Source organism: Micromonospora yongxingensis (genome assembly GCF_052601155.1).
The window spans coordinates 43,387-56,705 of record NZ_JBQXEO010000010.1 but is presented as its reverse complement, the minus strand read 5'-3'; the positions used below and the strand labels follow the sequence as shown (position 1 = coordinate 56,705).

General features: G+C 66.5%; 16 protein-coding genes. 8 read left to right on the top strand and 8 right to left on the bottom strand.

Annotation, left to right across the window (positions count from 1 at the left end; all coding sequences use genetic code 11):
• The first annotated feature begins 14 nt into the window (after positions 1–14).
• The 4 genes from ACTWLT_RS14630 (at position 15) to ACTWLT_RS14615 (ending at position 2,069) form a co-directional block, all read left to right on the top strand.
• Positions 15–245, top strand: a complete 231-nt coding sequence (locus ACTWLT_RS14630) for a hypothetical protein (RefSeq protein ID WP_445318849.1) — start codon at positions 15–17, stop codon at positions 243–245.
• Between the two features lie 16 nt (positions 246–261).
• On the top strand, positions 262–630 hold the full coding sequence (locus ACTWLT_RS14625; protein WP_252414509.1) for a VOC family protein: 369 nt from the start codon (positions 262–264) through the stop codon (positions 628–630).
• A gap of 13 nt (positions 631–643) precedes the next feature.
• Positions 644–1,396 carry an enoyl-CoA hydratase-related protein gene (locus ACTWLT_RS14620; RefSeq protein WP_445318848.1) on the top strand — a complete coding sequence of 251 codons (753 nt, stop codon included), beginning with the start codon at positions 644–646 and terminating at the stop codon, positions 1,394–1,396.
• Positions 1,397–1,496: 100 nt separating this feature from the next.
• A complete protein-coding gene (locus ACTWLT_RS14615; protein ID WP_445318847.1) occupies positions 1,497–2,069 on the top strand; it encodes a hypothetical protein in 573 nt (190 codons plus the stop codon).
• Positions 2,070–2,334: 265 nt separating this feature from the next.
• Here the strand turns inward: ACTWLT_RS14615 and ACTWLT_RS14610 are convergent, their stop codons facing one another.
• Positions 2,335–3,021 carry an SDR family NAD(P)-dependent oxidoreductase gene (locus ACTWLT_RS14610; RefSeq protein ID WP_445318846.1) on the bottom strand — a complete coding sequence of 229 codons (687 nt, stop codon included), beginning with the start codon at positions 3,019–3,021 and terminating at the stop codon, positions 2,335–2,337.
• Positions 3,022–3,456: 435 nt separating this feature from the next.
• On the opposite strand from ACTWLT_RS14610, the gene ACTWLT_RS14605 reads away from it, so the two are divergent.
• Positions 3,457–3,822, top strand: a complete 366-nt coding sequence (locus tag ACTWLT_RS14605) for a hypothetical protein (protein WP_445318845.1) — start codon at positions 3,457–3,459, stop codon at positions 3,820–3,822.
• A gap of 639 nt (positions 3,823–4,461) precedes the next feature.
• On the opposite strand, the gene ACTWLT_RS14600 is transcribed toward ACTWLT_RS14605, so the two are convergent.
• From ACTWLT_RS14600 to ACTWLT_RS14590, 3 genes are all read right to left on the bottom strand, one after another.
• The gene (locus tag ACTWLT_RS14600; protein WP_445318844.1) at positions 4,462–5,217 is read right to left on the bottom strand and encodes a hypothetical protein; all 756 of its coding nucleotides are present in this window, start codon (positions 5,215–5,217) and stop codon (positions 4,462–4,464) included.
• A gap of 611 nt (positions 5,218–5,828) precedes the next feature.
• The gene (locus tag ACTWLT_RS14595; RefSeq protein WP_445318958.1) at positions 5,829–6,410 is read right to left on the bottom strand and encodes a HEAT repeat domain-containing protein; all 582 of its coding nucleotides are present in this window, start codon (positions 6,408–6,410) and stop codon (positions 5,829–5,831) included.
• A 122-nt stretch (positions 6,411–6,532) separates the two neighbouring features.
• Positions 6,533–7,024: an RDD family protein gene (locus ACTWLT_RS14590; RefSeq protein WP_256482042.1), complete on the bottom strand. Its 492-nt coding sequence runs from the start codon at positions 7,022–7,024 to the stop codon at positions 6,533–6,535.
• Positions 7,025–7,189: 165 nt separating this feature from the next.
• On the opposite strand from ACTWLT_RS14590, the gene ACTWLT_RS14585 reads away from it, so the two are divergent.
• From ACTWLT_RS14585 to ACTWLT_RS14575, 3 genes are read left to right on the top strand one after another with little or no spacing between them, the layout of a single operon-like run.
• Positions 7,190–7,675 (top strand): copper resistance CopC family protein, encoded by a 486-nt coding sequence (locus ACTWLT_RS14585; protein ID WP_445318843.1) that lies wholly within the window; start codon positions 7,190–7,192, stop codon positions 7,673–7,675.
• A gap of 44 nt (positions 7,676–7,719) precedes the next feature.
• Complete coding sequence (locus ACTWLT_RS14580) at positions 7,720–8,697, top strand: CopD family protein (protein ID WP_445318842.1); 978 nt, start codon at positions 7,720–7,722, stop codon at positions 8,695–8,697.
• A gap of 34 nt (positions 8,698–8,731) precedes the next feature.
• On the top strand, positions 8,732–9,574 hold the full coding sequence (locus ACTWLT_RS14575; RefSeq protein ID WP_445318841.1) for an alpha/beta fold hydrolase: 843 nt from the start codon (positions 8,732–8,734) through the stop codon (positions 9,572–9,574).
• A gap of 109 nt (positions 9,575–9,683) precedes the next feature.
• On the opposite strand, the gene ACTWLT_RS14570 is transcribed toward ACTWLT_RS14575, so the two are convergent.
• The 4 genes from ACTWLT_RS14570 to ACTWLT_RS14555 all read right to left on the bottom strand — a co-directional run bounded on the left by ACTWLT_RS14570 (position 9,684) and on the right by ACTWLT_RS14555 (position 13,272).
• The gene (locus ACTWLT_RS14570; protein WP_445318840.1) at positions 9,684–10,106 is read right to left on the bottom strand and encodes a GNAT family N-acetyltransferase; all 423 of its coding nucleotides are present in this window, start codon (positions 10,104–10,106) and stop codon (positions 9,684–9,686) included.
• Between the two features lie 146 nt (positions 10,107–10,252).
• Positions 10,253–10,462 carry an acyl carrier protein gene (locus ACTWLT_RS14565; RefSeq protein WP_445318957.1) on the bottom strand — a complete coding sequence of 70 codons (210 nt, stop codon included), beginning with the start codon at positions 10,460–10,462 and terminating at the stop codon, positions 10,253–10,255.
• A gap of 82 nt (positions 10,463–10,544) precedes the next feature.
• The gene (locus ACTWLT_RS14560; protein ID WP_445318839.1) at positions 10,545–11,753 is read right to left on the bottom strand and encodes a type III PLP-dependent enzyme domain-containing protein; all 1,209 of its coding nucleotides are present in this window, start codon (positions 11,751–11,753) and stop codon (positions 10,545–10,547) included.
• Positions 11,746–13,272, bottom strand: coding sequence for a class I adenylate-forming enzyme family protein (locus ACTWLT_RS14555; RefSeq protein ID WP_445318838.1), 1,527 nt, complete (start codon positions 13,270–13,272; stop codon positions 11,746–11,748). The genes ACTWLT_RS14560 and ACTWLT_RS14555 overlap by 8 nt, the downstream gene beginning before the upstream one ends.
• Between the last annotated feature and the right edge of the window lie 47 nt (positions 13,273–13,319).

Here is a 13,319-nt window from a genome sequence, read left to right as displayed (position 1 = left end):
GAAAGGATCCGTAGGTGACCTCGATCGGCGACATCGCTGGGTGCCGTTGTGCCGTGGAAGTCGCTCAGCAACGTATGGGAGGCGGTATGCCGCCGGCGCACAACTTTGAGCGGACGTCGACACCGTTGCGGATCTTTCATTGCGGGTGCGGCCCGCTGCTGCCGAAGACGCGTATCACCTGCCCGAACCGCCGTGTGGGTGGCCCGACCTTCGAATTGGTGGTGTCGCCCGTTCTGCGTACCTGACAGGAAGGATCCGTCCATGCCGGCGCTGAACAAACTGGTCGCGGTGACCATGGATTGTCCCGACCCCGCGATACTGGCCGACTTCTACAAGGCTGCCATCGGATGGGACCTGATCTACAGCGACGAGCACGCCGCATACCTGTCCGACGGTGGGGACGTCCGCGTCGGCTTCCAGCGTGTGGAGGGGTACGCGGCACCGACGTGGCCGGGCCAGGGCGTCCCGCAGCAGATGCATTTCGATATCGCCGTGGACGACATCGAGGAGGCGACGACCCGACTGGTGAACCTCGGCGCCGCGCCGGCCGAGGAGCAGCCCGGAGAAACGGCGTGGCGGGTGATGCTCGACCCGGCCGGTCATCCGTTCTGCATCACGACGTCCTACTGACCGGGCAAGCGGCGTGCGGACAGAGCAGAGCGGACCGGCGCTGACCGTTGTTCTCGACGGAACTCGCCCCGGCAACGCCCTGACCGCCGAGGGGGTGACGGACCTACATCGGGTCCTCGACATCGCTGAAGCCGACCGCGGCCTGCGGGTGCTGGTGGTCCGCGCACAGGGCGATGCGTTCTGCACGGGCATGGACCTCGTCCAGGCGGCCGACGACGACGAGGCCGAAGCGGCGCGCGGGGTCGGCAGCTACTTCGATCTGCTGGAGCGCTTCGCCAGCAGTGACCTGCTCGTCGTGTCCGTCGTCGACGGACGGGCGGTCGGCGGCGGAGTCGGTTTGGCCGCCGCGAGCGACGTCGTGCTCGCAACGGCCAGAGCGAACTTCTCCCTGCCGGAGGTGCTGTGGGGACTACTGCCCTGCGCCGTACTACCTTTCCTGGTACGCCGTGTCGGCTTTCAGCGCGCCTACTCGATGACCCTCGGCACGCTGACGGTGCAGGCTGCCAAGGCCGCCGACATTGGTCTGGTCGACGAACTCGTCGATGATCCCGACAGAGTTCTCCGTCGACTACTGGACAGGACCAGCCGGGTTCCGGTCGGCCTGGTCGCCGCCGCCAAACAGTACTGCGGCACCCTTGCCCCCTCGCGTGTTGAAACCCGACGGACTGCCGTATCGACCTTTGCCGAACTGTCCGCCGGTGAGGCATTCCGGTCTGCGGTCACTGGCTACACCCACGACGGCCGCTACCCCTGGCAGAAGTCGTGACGTTATCGGCCCACGCGCAACATTGACCGTCGCCGCCTTCCATCTGGTTTTACTGTCCACAGGCACTGGCTGACCCTGCAACGAACGGAACGGGAGAGGCATGAGCTTGACAGCAACCGGCGGCAAGGTCCGCTCCGGTTGGCTCACCAGGATCAACGGAGCCGGCCACTACCGCGCCCTCACCATCTACCTCCTGGTCGTGCTGGCCCATTGGATCGAACACTTCGTCCAAGCCGTTCAGATCTACGTGTTCGACGTACCTCGTCCGCAGGCGCGCGGGGTGCTGGGCGAGCCGTTCCCCTTCCTCATCTCCTCGGAACTGCTGCACGTCCTGTACGCCATCTACATGCTGGTGGGGCTGGCCCTGCTGCGTCGGGCCTTCAGTGGCGAGGCGCGAACCTGGTGGACCGCGGCGCTGATCATCCAGGCGTGGCACTTCTTCGAGCATGCCCTGTTGACGGCGCAGGCATGGTCAGGGTCCAACCTCGCCGGCAGGCCGGTGCCGACGAGCATCCTGCAGCTGGCCATCGCACGGGTCGAGACGCATCTGATCTACAACATCATCGTGCTGATCCCTTTGTTGACCGCGATCAGCCTGCACTGGTTCCGCAGAGACGGGCGAAATGCCGGCACACCGCCGTGCACGTGTGCCACGCACTTCGTAGCCTCCTGACTCCTACGATCCAGTCAGCAACAAGCCCTCCCGGTCCGCAGGTGTCTGGACCGGGAGGGCTTCGCGTTCCGACCACCACTCGTGGCCGCACATACCGGCGTCCTCGCTGTGACCGCGAATCCTTGCGTCGAGTCGCGAGAGGCACCTTCTGCAGGCGGGTGGTTGAGCCGGTGGACCGATCAACAAGCTGCTGATCCGTCCAAGGCCACCCTCTCGCGCAGGTTCTGAGCGCCATCCCGGGCGGACCGACGTCCGGGACGACGTGTCAGTTGGCCAGGAGCCCGCCCTCGATGAGGAGTTCCTGGGCGTTGATACCGCTGTTGCGCAGGAGGAAGTCGGTCGCGTCGACGACCTCGGCCATCGTCACCAGCCGCCCGATCGGGGTCCGGGCGACGTGCGGGTGGTTGGGCATGGCACTCCACTTCGGGCTGTCGCCGACAACGCCGGGGTGCAGGACGTTGACCCGGTGCGGAGCGATCTCGACGGCCAGGGTCTTCACCAGGCCGGTGAGACCCGCGTTGTGCGTCGTCACCATGGTGGACCCTGGGTACGGACGATCCTTGGCCACCCCGCCGAAAAGCACCGCCGACGCGCCGGGGCGGAAGCGGTCGCGCAGCACCCGTACCGTCTCGGCATAGCCGACCAGCTTGATGGTCAGCGCGGTGACCGCCGCATCCACGTCGAAGTCGCTGAGATTGTTCGGCGTCTGGCTCGTGGCGGTGATGACGAGGTGGTCGACCTCCGTGACCTCGCCGAAGGCGGAGGCGATGGTGTTCGGCTGGGAGAGGTCGGCAGCCAGCCCGCGGGTGGCACCGCCGATTTCTGCGGCCACGGCCTCTGCCCGTGCTTTGTCCCGGCTGGTGATGATGACCGTGTCCCCGCGATCCGCAAGATGCTGAGCGATGACCCGCCCGAGCCCGTTACTGCCTCCGACGACGATCGACGTACTCATTCGGCCTCGTTTCCTCCCACCGGTCATACCTTGATCGGCAACCACCGACAGTAGCGGCGGACAGAGCGGCGGTGCTGGAGGGCTGGACGGCCGTTACCTGGCTCTCAGCAGACGTCTGCGCTTACTAGCTTCATATTGCCGTCCGGGTCCTGCCCTTGAGCGATGCGACGAGAGCGTGACCGCCGCTGCCGCTCGGCGGCCCAAGCATGAACTGGACCGGATCCCGCGCGCCCTGGACCACGCAGCGTCGGACGTCAGTTTTGAAAGGTGCGGAGCATCAGCTAAGGAATTGAGCTGGCTGACGCCCTGCGTAGCCGTTGCGGCACGGAGTGTCCCGGCTCAGGCCATCAACGTGTCCAGTGTTGGCCGGTGCGTCGGGCATGGATCGGGCACGCCGACCTCTTCGGTAGCCGCTCAGTGTGCGAACATCGCTCGGTGCCGGAGCTGCCCCCGATCGATACGTTCGAGCGCCTCACCGAGAACATTCGTGACGAAATCGTGGCCATGAACGTCCCGCTGAACCTACAGCTCGACGACGCGACGTTGGGGAACCTCGCGGAGTCCATCGCCATCAACATCACCTACGCATTCGACGTTGAGTGGGCGCCGAAGTGGGTGAAGGCAGGTCAGCCACACAGGTGGCAGGAAGATAACCCGGGCGGCACGACGTATCACGTGGAGTGTCTAGCCTGCGGCGCAGTCTTCCGTGACGCATCGACAGAGGCGGTTGAAGGCTCGTACCGCGGTCACCAGCTCCGCCTTCATGCTCCGGATCCAACGGACAGTGACGCCTCAGTGTGAAACAGGATGCTGCACCGACTCTGCCCTGCGGCAACATGGAGCCGCAGGCAGGGGTGGGTGCAGTTGGGCCCTGTTCGATGCCGTTGGACGCAGTTCAAGGCCGTTCAGGGCAGCCTGTTGCTGCCCACCTGCTCCCCCGATCCCCGGCTCGTGACTAGGGTGCGGCCGCCGACCGGCGGTGGATATTCCCACAGGTCGTTCCTCGCCAGATCGCGGGCATTGGCCTGAGGTATGGCCATCGGAGCAGCCACCTCTCGCAGCTACGGCCATGGCTGACTGTGTGCCCACCGGAATGGGGAGCAGGAACAAGCGGCGACGTTTACGAACCCCCTACCAGGGCTTGGACGCACTGTCCTCGGAGGCCGGCCTGCCCAACGTGCGGCGCCGGTACCGCACGTCACTGACCCAGGGATGGCAGCGCCGTTCGAGCCGGGCCAGGATCCGGGGAGCCGGCTCATCGTGAGCGGGCTCCCGAAACGGCTCAACCGGGGCCTAACACTTCAGCTGCAGTCGCGGATCGCGGCATGAGAGTGATCGAACGCAGTTGGCGGGAGCGAAGCACATCTCAGTCGTTTATTGGCCATGGACGAGGAACATCCTTATGCATCCAGCCATTCCTTTTTCTGTTTTTTGATCGCCCTACTGACGACCTTTCGTCCGCTTTCGTTTGCGGCGGTCGACTTTCGACTGTCCTCGACTCCCTGACGGTGGCCGTATCAGCATGGTGTAGCCACGTCGCCGCCGTTCCGGCACTTGTTCGAAATGCAGGTCCCCAATCAACCAGTCCGGGTCACTGGCATTCATAGACAAAGTTAAGTTGTTGCGATCGGCATATCGGCAGATATCGTGCATAAGCTCGACTCCCAACTTTTGGGCCTCTCGCCCGCCGAGAATCCGCAGGGCTTCGAAGTACCATGGGGTCGGACCCATCACCACCGCCAAGGCGATCCCCTCAGGGCGCTGAAGCCAGCAGTAGAGGGCCTTTCGCGAACTCATCCATTTGCGAATGGTACGCCGGCCAGCCAGCCAAAGCAGTCCGATGCCGAGTAGGGCGCAGACGCAAAAGCCCAGCGCAACGCGCCAAGCAAATTGCATCGGACTACCTACCTGTCCCCATGGGACTAGGAGCGAACCGAAAGCACTCCAGCCAGCGATCCGCTTCCAGCGGTCACGCAGAAGCCCTCGCATGAAGGCCGCCCGGAACTCGCGTTGGAACATCCCGTCGACCGTCTGACTGATGACCGTTGCGCCCGGGTCATTGAGGTCGCGATGGGTGTAGGGTGCTGGTTTTGCTTGTTCCAGCGCCTCGGATCTGTACACCTTCGTGAGGAGGCCGAAGAGTGAAGCCCGCTGCGTGTATCGAACCTTACCGTATCCGGGAGTCTCGGTCGTCACTCGTGCAATCGAGTCCACACTCGCGACCGACGTCCGGCCGCATCTCGCGCAACGCCAGGAACCGCTCTCTCCCGCTTTGAGTGTTCCAATAGAATCCTTGCCGCAGGCAAGACAACGCACCAGTCGCGCATCTCGGTGGTGGAGTACTAGCCAGCGGCGTCTCGGCGCGTCTTGCCCGGTTTCGCTCTTATCTGCCAGTCGGACTGCCAGCCACGCAGCTAATATCACCAGTGTCGCCAGGACGACCCAGGTAACTGCAGGACGCACCTTAAGCCAGCCTGGCACTTGATCAGTGGCGTAGTTCGTGACGATCGCCAGCGCCGCAGCAGTCACCGCAGCCAGGACAGTCAGCGCCAAGGTTGCCCGTCGTTGAGTCGGCGTCCTCGACATCAGGGGATTATGCAGGAAGTGGAAGGCGCTTGGCCACGCCTGGCTGGTCAGCTTCGGGCCGGGACGGGACCCACTGGTCACGAACTGCACACCTGGTGCGGTCGATCGGAGAATTAGGGCACTATCATCGGCATGTCCGGCTACGCCTAAACGCCCACTCCGTGCCAGCCGATTACGCTGCGTGACGCGCGGTCCGCGGCAAATCCGGATGTCCGTGGATGTCACCGGCTCGATGCATCGTCGATGCCGTAGCGCACCATGTCGTGCAAGTCCTCGGCGAGCAGATCCCTCGCAAGGCCACGATCCATGAACGCTGCTAACGAGCGGCCGATCTCGTCTCCCGCATCGTCGGCCAGTTCCTCATCGTGTGCGGCGCGCCGCAACGCGTCCAACGCGCGCGGGTCGTTCCAGTTCGCGAGGTCGACCGCAGCCTGGCACCGGAATTCCGGGTCCTGCGACTGGTCCAGCAGCACCGCGTGCAAGCGTTCGGCGCGCCAGTCCCACCGCAGTTGCCCGGCCGCCTGCAAGCCGTCGCGCAGCTCGCGAGGCGGCCGGTATCCGTGTTCTTCAACGTAATGCAGGACCATCATCGGTGCGGCGTAGATCTCCCCGCCGGGCAGGTAGTAGCGATACTCGCCGTTACCCTCAAAGGCTCCGCAGAAGTCGCAGTCGTGCCAGCCGAGCGTGCGGCTGCCGAGCCGCCGGGAGGCAGCCTTGAGCCGCTCCATCTCGGCGCCGGTCATCGGTGTCGCGCTTGCGCCCTGTACCCCGTAACCGCGCCCCAGCCACCCGACGGTTCGCATCGGCAGCGGAAAGCCGAGGTAGTCTTTGCCGCCAGGGGCCGGCGGCAATCCACACACGTGCCTGCGGGCAGCTCCGACGGCTCGGAGCTGCCCGCAAATACCAGCGGCTCTCGCCAGCCTCCTCAGGCGGTGGAAAGCCCGAACCTCTCTCGGGCGCCCTCGGGAGTCGCCGCGAGAACGACCGGCTCGTTCGGCACAGGACCTTCCACCGTGATGGTGCGCATCACCTTGTCCGCGACGGTCTGCCTCTTACGGTCCCACAGCGGCATCAGGAAGCCGATCCCCAGGCTGAACCAGTCGATGAAGTGGCTGTTCTCCCGCACGAAGGCGTTGAACACTCCGATCGGCTTGCCGGTCTTCTCGAACACCAAGTTGGCGTTGATCAACCGTCGACCGAATGAGTTGCCACGTCGTCCCATGAGGATGCAGCGGTTGTAGAAGCCGACCGCGTACCAGATCACGTAGAGAGCGATGCTGGTCAACAGCGCGACGGTCGAGCTGAACGCGTCGTAGGCGGCATTGCTGCCGACGTAGGCGAGGACCAGGAAGACCATGCTGATGTGCATGTCGATGACCCAGGCGAGAAGTCGCTTCAGCCAACTTGAAGCTACCATTTTTCGTTCCCATCTTCGGTCACGAGACTCCATTTGGTGATGGGAGCATCTGCCGCCCTGGCGTCTGCTGCTGCTCAAAATTGACCCCCGATCGGCCAGCTGGAGGACTACACCGGTTAGTGAGCCGAGGAGGTGCGCATGCCACGGGGTAGGCGGAGCCACTGCGTGATCGTCCGGGTTGCGCTGACCATCGCCGTACTGGTGATCGCTACTCTGGGCGCACCGGCGTCGTCCTCGGCGCGAGCGACGACCGTGGACGGTGGTTTGCTGTCCAGCAGCCCGAGCGCCGACGCGGTGCTGACAGCCCCACCGCGGCGCGTCGAGCTGCGATTCCGGGAAGCAGTGCGGACCGACAGCGCTACCGTCACCCTGATCGGACCGACCGGCGATCGCACACCACTGCGGGACATCGGTGGCGCCAGTGCGGTGCTCGACGTGTCCATGCCTGCCGACGCCAGCGGTGACAACGCCGTGGAGTGGCAGGTCACGTCGGTGGCCGGCCAGACTCTGACGGGCCGGTTCGTTTTCACCGTGATCGACGGCGGACTGAAGGGATTCATGGTCGCCCACGCGCTGCACCTGCTCGGTGGCGCGATCATGCTGACGTTTGTCGTCTACTGGATTCGCATGTACCGCAGGCCCGCCTCGTGACGACCGCCTCTCGGCTACGGCCGGGCCGGCGGCCACGGTTGCGTGTGGCGTTGCCGCTGGTGGCGCTGGCGTCGCTGGCGATGGCGCTCTTCCTGGGTGGTGGCGCGCCGGCGCCGAGTCCTGCCGGGCTCCCCGACCCCGGCCCGGTGACCGGATGGGGTCTACCAGTCGCGCGACTGGTCTTCGACGTCGCCGCGGTGGCGACGACCGGATTGCTGCTGCTGCCGGCTTTGTTTCTGGACCGTAGCTCGCGTGCCACGGGCACGTGGAGCGCGGCTCTGAAGACAGCGAGCACGACAGCCGCCGTCGCGGCGGTCGCGGTTGCCGCGCAGATCATCCTGTGCGCCAGCGACGTCGCCGGGCGACCGATCAGTGGGCTCAACTCCGCCGACGTGGTGCGCTTCCTGACGACTCTCACCCAAGGATGGGCACTGGCGGCTCAGCTGGTCATCGCCGTCGGTCTTGCCATGAGCCTGGCGGCGGCGGCTCGACACGACGGCGCCGGCGAATGGCCGGCCCTGTTCACATCACTGGTCCTGGTGAGCCTTCCGGCGCTCGTTGGTCACTCCGCCTCCACCCGCAACCACACGACCGCGGCGATGCTGCTGATGGCACACGTACTCGGGGCCGCCGTCTGGGTCGGCGGCCTGGCAGCGTTGGTCTGGCTTGCCCGAAAAGCCCCGGACCAGCTCGCGTCGGCGGCCACCCGGTTCAGCAGCATGGCTCTGGGCTGCGCCGTCCTGCTGGGTGCGAGCGGCGTGATCGCCGGTCTACTGCACGCCGGGTGGGCGGGGCTCACCTCCTCCGGTTATGGCCTTCTGCTCGGCGCCAAGGCAGTGGCGTTCACCGCCCTGGTCCTGTGCGGCTGGCGGCATCGGCACGTGACCTTGCCCCAACTGGCCCTCAACGATGCCGAACCCCACCGATGGCGTCGACCGTTCGTCCGCCTCGCATCGACCGAGCTGCTGATCATGAGCCTGGCGCTGGGCACCGCGGTAGCGCTGTCCCGCACGCCGGTGTAGTGCCCGAAGGCCGTTGGGAAACGAGGAGAAGAGCATGCCTCTCGCTGTCGACCAGGCACAGGGATTGGACACGATGCGGATAGGGACCGGCTCGGATGGCCTCACCTACTACCGCGGCGGGGAGCAGGGCTGTCCGCTGGTGCTGGTGAACGCGCTGGGTCAGGACCTGCTGCCGTGGCAACGGTTCGTCGCCACGCTCCTGCCCCGCAGGGTGATCACCTGGGAGCTGCGAGGCCTTGTGCCGCCGGCCGCTCGTCGTCCGTTCGCAGGTCACGTGGACGATCTCGCGCGGGTCCTGCAGGCCGAGGCCGTCACTTCCTGCCATCTGGTCGCCTGGTGCACCGGACCCAAGACCGCATTGCGGTTCAGCCAGCGGTATCCGGGGATGGTGCGTTCGATGGTGTTCCTCAACGCATCGTTCAAGCACACTGGTCGAGCGCCCGAGCAGGACACCGCCTACGAGCAGAACCTGGAGGTGTTGTGTCGGGCGGTGAACCGCCGGCCGGAGAACGCCAACCGACTGCGGGAGATGTTTCAGCCCGGGACGGTCACCGCCTCGGGCGCCAACACGGCTGTGCAGGACAACGCGGTACGGCGGGCGTTCGGTTCCGCGGACGCCCTCGTCGCCTACGCTCAGCAGCATCTGGAGTTCTGGGCCGAGGACTTCACGTGGGAGGCGACCGCGGAGGTGCCCGTCCTGTTCGTCTCGGGTGAGCGCGACGAGATCGTCTCGGCGGAGGCCACCCGGGCGGCGGCGAAGATGTTCCCCGGCGCGGCGCACGTAGTCCTGCCCGCCGTGGGCCACTTCGCGCTCGTGGATCAAGCCGAGCGGGTCGCTGGCCTCGTCGAGGGTTTCACGCTGGCCGCGGAGCGCTGACACAAGGTTGAAAGACTGACATCTGTATCGACAGGGCAGGTGACGGTGCTGCGAGCCGACTGTCGCCCCCGGGTCCGGCTGTCGTGCCGGTAGCGGCCGATCGGTCCGGTCAGGAGGTACCCGGCTCCCAGAGCAGAATCTGGCGGTGGTGGCGGAAGCCGTTGCGCAGGTAGAAGTCGACAGCGCGGCGGCCGGAGTGGACGGTTACGTGCAGCAGGCCCCGCGTACGAGCCTCGGTCAGAATCGCGGCCATCAGCGCGCCACCGATACCGCGGTTGCGATACTCCTCGCGGACCTGGACTGACTGGATGTCGCCGTACCACCGGTCCAGCGACTCGTTACTGGGCACCCGTTGTGCGACGAGGAGCCAGGCGGCGCCGACCACGTGCCCGTCCATCTCGGCGAAGAACGGCAGGTGTGTGTCCGCGTGGGCGGCCACCCAGTCGGCGTACGCCTTGAGCTTTTCCGCGTCGATGCCGCGTAGTTCCGCGAGCACCGCCACGTCCGCCACGCTGGCCCTCCGCACGATCACCCGGCGGAGTCTAGGCGAGCCGGCCGCCCAGGTGCTCACGGTGATCGCCCGGGGCCGGTGGACCTTGGTGCGGTTGCCGGCCAAGGCACCCGACCTCAACCCCGCGGAGGGGCATGATGCAACGTCTGTGGCGCCGGACGGATCGGTCAGGAAGCGCTGGGCTGCCGGTCTGACTCGCCGTCCACGGCCGCCCACAGTGTCGCCACCGTGTCGAAGGTGCCGGCACTGAAGGCACTGTCGGGCAAGGTGACCCCCAGCTCATCCTCCAGGTCGAAGATCAGCGCGACGGCCGCCAGGGAGTCCAGACCCATGTCCGCGAGGACGGTGTCGGGGGTCAGTTCCTGGCCGGCGCCCACAAGTGTCAAGTGCCGCCGGAGGACGGCGACGAAGCTCTCGTTCAGTGTCCTACCCTCTCCGTGAATGCATCGGTTTGCCGGTCTAAGCGACCGCGATGCGCTGCAGGGTGAGCCGGCTCGCCGAGATCAGCCGGTCGCCATCGACGACGACCTCCGTGGCGGCCGGATGACCGAGAAAGGCCACCAGGCTGGCTGTCAGTCCGTAGGCACCGACGTTGGGTACCGCGACGAGGTCGCCGCGGCGCAGCGCTGGGAGTGCGACACCGTCGCTCCAGGTATCCAACGGCGTGCACAGCGGCCCGACGAGCACGCAGTCGCGCTCGACGTCACGGATGTCAGTGGTCAGGAGATCGGGTATCACCCGGGGCAGTCGGCGCAGCCCGGACATCCCACCGAGATGGTGAACGCCGGAGTCCAACACGACGAAGGTGCGGCCCTTGGAAGGCTTGACGTCGAGGACGGTACAGAAAAGGGTGCCGCTCGTGGCGACCAGAAAGCGGCCGGCTTCGAACGACACCAGTGGAGCCGACGACCGCCAGCCTGACAGGTGATCGTCCAACAGCTCAGCCAGCCGATCGGCGAGATCGGGATAGTCCGGCCGGGCGCCCCGGTGCGCGTAGGGAGCGGCGAAACCGCCGCCCAGGTCGATCTCCGACACGTCCAGCGCGCCTTTGAGGTCAGCGGCCAGGGCGACGCTCGTACGGAACTGTTCGATCAGGCGGTCGGTATGGGAGATGTTCGTTCCCATGTAGAGGTGAAGTCCGGTCACCTGGGTTCCCGCGGCCCGAAACTCCGCAGGGTTCGCCGCGACCCACGACGCGTCGACGCCGAACTGCGAGGCGCGACCCGTCATCGACAGACCCATCCCGGTGACCACACGGTCAGCGTTGACGCGTAACAGACACTGCGCCACCACTCCTGCCCGCGTGGCCGCGAGGCCGATCCGCTGCAGATCGGTCGGTGACTCGGCGGAGAAGCGGTGGACGCCGTGGCGCATGGCGATGTCGAGGGTGCCGTCTGCCTTGCCGGGCCCGGTGACCATGATTCGTTCCGGCTCGAAGCCGGCTTCCAGTGCGGCGGTGAGCTCCCCGCTGGAGCTGACCTCCGCATGGCAGCCGAGTGCCGCGAGCGTGGCGGCGACGTGCGGGTGAGGATTGGCTTTCAGCGAGTAGTAGAGGCGACCTGGCGTCGGTAGCGCCGCGGTCAAGGCGGCGTGGGCTGCCCGGATCTCCGCCTGGTCGTACACGTACAAGGGTGTGCCGAAGCGAGCGGCCAGCGTGGCGTCAGTCATGGCGGTGGCCGTTACGGGTCGTGGCGCCAACAGAGACAGGAGCGTCGAACGTCTCGAGCAGGGCCCTCTTGTCGATCTTCCCGTTGGCACGTACGGGCAGCGTCTCAAGCACCCGGCAATCCTGGGGCAGGCGGGCACGTCCCAGTCGCTCTCGCAGCTCGATCATGACCGTCTCGGCGTTGAGGCCTCCGGTAACCACGAGCAGTGCGCCTCGGTCGCCGTCGGGTGGCAGCAGGGCAGCGCCGTTGATTCCCGTGATGTCCAGAGCGGCCGCCTCCACCTGCGCGGCGCTAATTCGAATGCCCTGCTGCTTGTACACCTCGTCCTGACGGCCGACGAAGTAGAGATGGCCCTTGGCGTCGATGCGGCACTGGTCGCCGGTGTAGAGCGACCGCACACCGAACTCGTCGACGCGGAACTGGCGCGCCGTCTCAGCCGGCGCCCGCCAGTATCCCGACATGACATTGGGCCCGCGAACCACGAGCTGCCCGACTTCCCCCGGCGGCAGCCTGCGGTCATTCTCGTCGACGACGAAGATCTCCGTGTCGGGCAGGGCGGTTCCGGCGGAGCCCGCCGGCACGTCGGCGTCGTCGACCGGTGCGATCGTGACCCGCTTGCACTCGGTGAGGCCAAACATCGGCACCACCTTCGCCTGCGGTAGAAGGGTGCGCAGCTGCTGGGTCAGAGCCGGCGACAGGGCCGCCCCGGTGTTGGTCACCATCCGCAGGCCCGGAGCGGACTTGCCTGAGCGACCCAGCAGCATGACCAGAATGGTGGCCAGGGTGGGAAGGGCAGGCAGGATCGTCGCCCGGTGGTGCAGCAGCGCTGTCAACAGTGGCGGACCTGCGGCGCCCGCGTCGCCGAGCACCAGCGCAGCCCCCGAGACGCATGCGAGATAAGCCTGGTAGAGACCGTAGTCGAAGGACAAAGGCAGGCAGCAGAAGACCGTGTCGTCGTTGCGGTATCCGAGGCGGGCCTGGATGGCCCGCACCGAGAAGATGACCTCACGATGGGCGGAGACAACCGCCTTCGGCGCAGCGGTGCTGCCGGAGGTGTAGATGAGGCTCACCGGATCGACGGACAGACACGGTGCAGCGGGAAGCGGCCCATCGTCCGTCAGCGTCCGCCACTCCGGTATCTCGACGCAGTCGCCGAACGCATCCCGTACGCCCGGCGGCGGTGTTCCGTTGACGACGACGAGTCGGGGTTCGCAGTCATCGGCTATCTGGCGCAGGACGAACGATCCGAGCTTCTCGTCGACGATGACGTACAGCGCGCCGAGTCGCGAGATCGCGTAGACGAGCGCCACCGTATTCGAGGCCCGCGATGCTGCGATGACGACCCGGTCGCCGCGAGTGACTCCGCGCGACCTCAACCAGTGCGCGTAGCCGGTGCTGGCCTGCCTCACGTGCGCATACGTCCAGCTCTCCGGACCGTGGACGACCGCGATGGCATCGGGGGTGAGCGCGGCTCGCTCGTCGAGCAGGTGATGCACCAACGTCGAGCGTGGCGAGTCCATTCCAGCTCCCGTCTGCCGGCGCGGTACGGGCCGTCTGCCCGTCATCG

Coding starts and splice junctions, on each gene's coding strand:
- ACTWLT_RS14555 (WP_445318838.1), bottom strand. CDS start 13,272: ATGGACTCGCCACGCTCGACGTTGGTGCATCACCTGCTCGACGAGCGA.
- ACTWLT_RS14610 (WP_445318846.1), bottom strand. CDS start 3,021: ATGAGTACGTCGATCGTCGTCGGAGGCAGTAACGGGCTCGGGCGGGTC.
- ACTWLT_RS14590 (WP_256482042.1), bottom strand. CDS start 7,024: ATGGTAGCTTCAAGTTGGCTGAAGCGACTTCTCGCCTGGGTCATCGAC.
- ACTWLT_RS14625 (WP_252414509.1), top strand. CDS start 262: ATGCCGGCGCTGAACAAACTGGTCGCGGTGACCATGGATTGTCCCGAC.
- ACTWLT_RS14595 (WP_445318958.1), bottom strand. CDS start 6,410: ATGCGAACCGTCGGGTGGCTGGGGCGCGGTTACGGGGTACAGGGCGCA.
- ACTWLT_RS14560 (WP_445318839.1), bottom strand. CDS start 11,753: ATGACTGACGCCACGCTGGCCGCTCGCTTCGGCACACCCTTGTACGTG.
- ACTWLT_RS14575 (WP_445318841.1), top strand. CDS start 8,732: ATGCCTCTCGCTGTCGACCAGGCACAGGGATTGGACACGATGCGGATA.
- ACTWLT_RS14615 (WP_445318847.1), top strand. CDS start 1,497: ATGAGCTTGACAGCAACCGGCGGCAAGGTCCGCTCCGGTTGGCTCACC.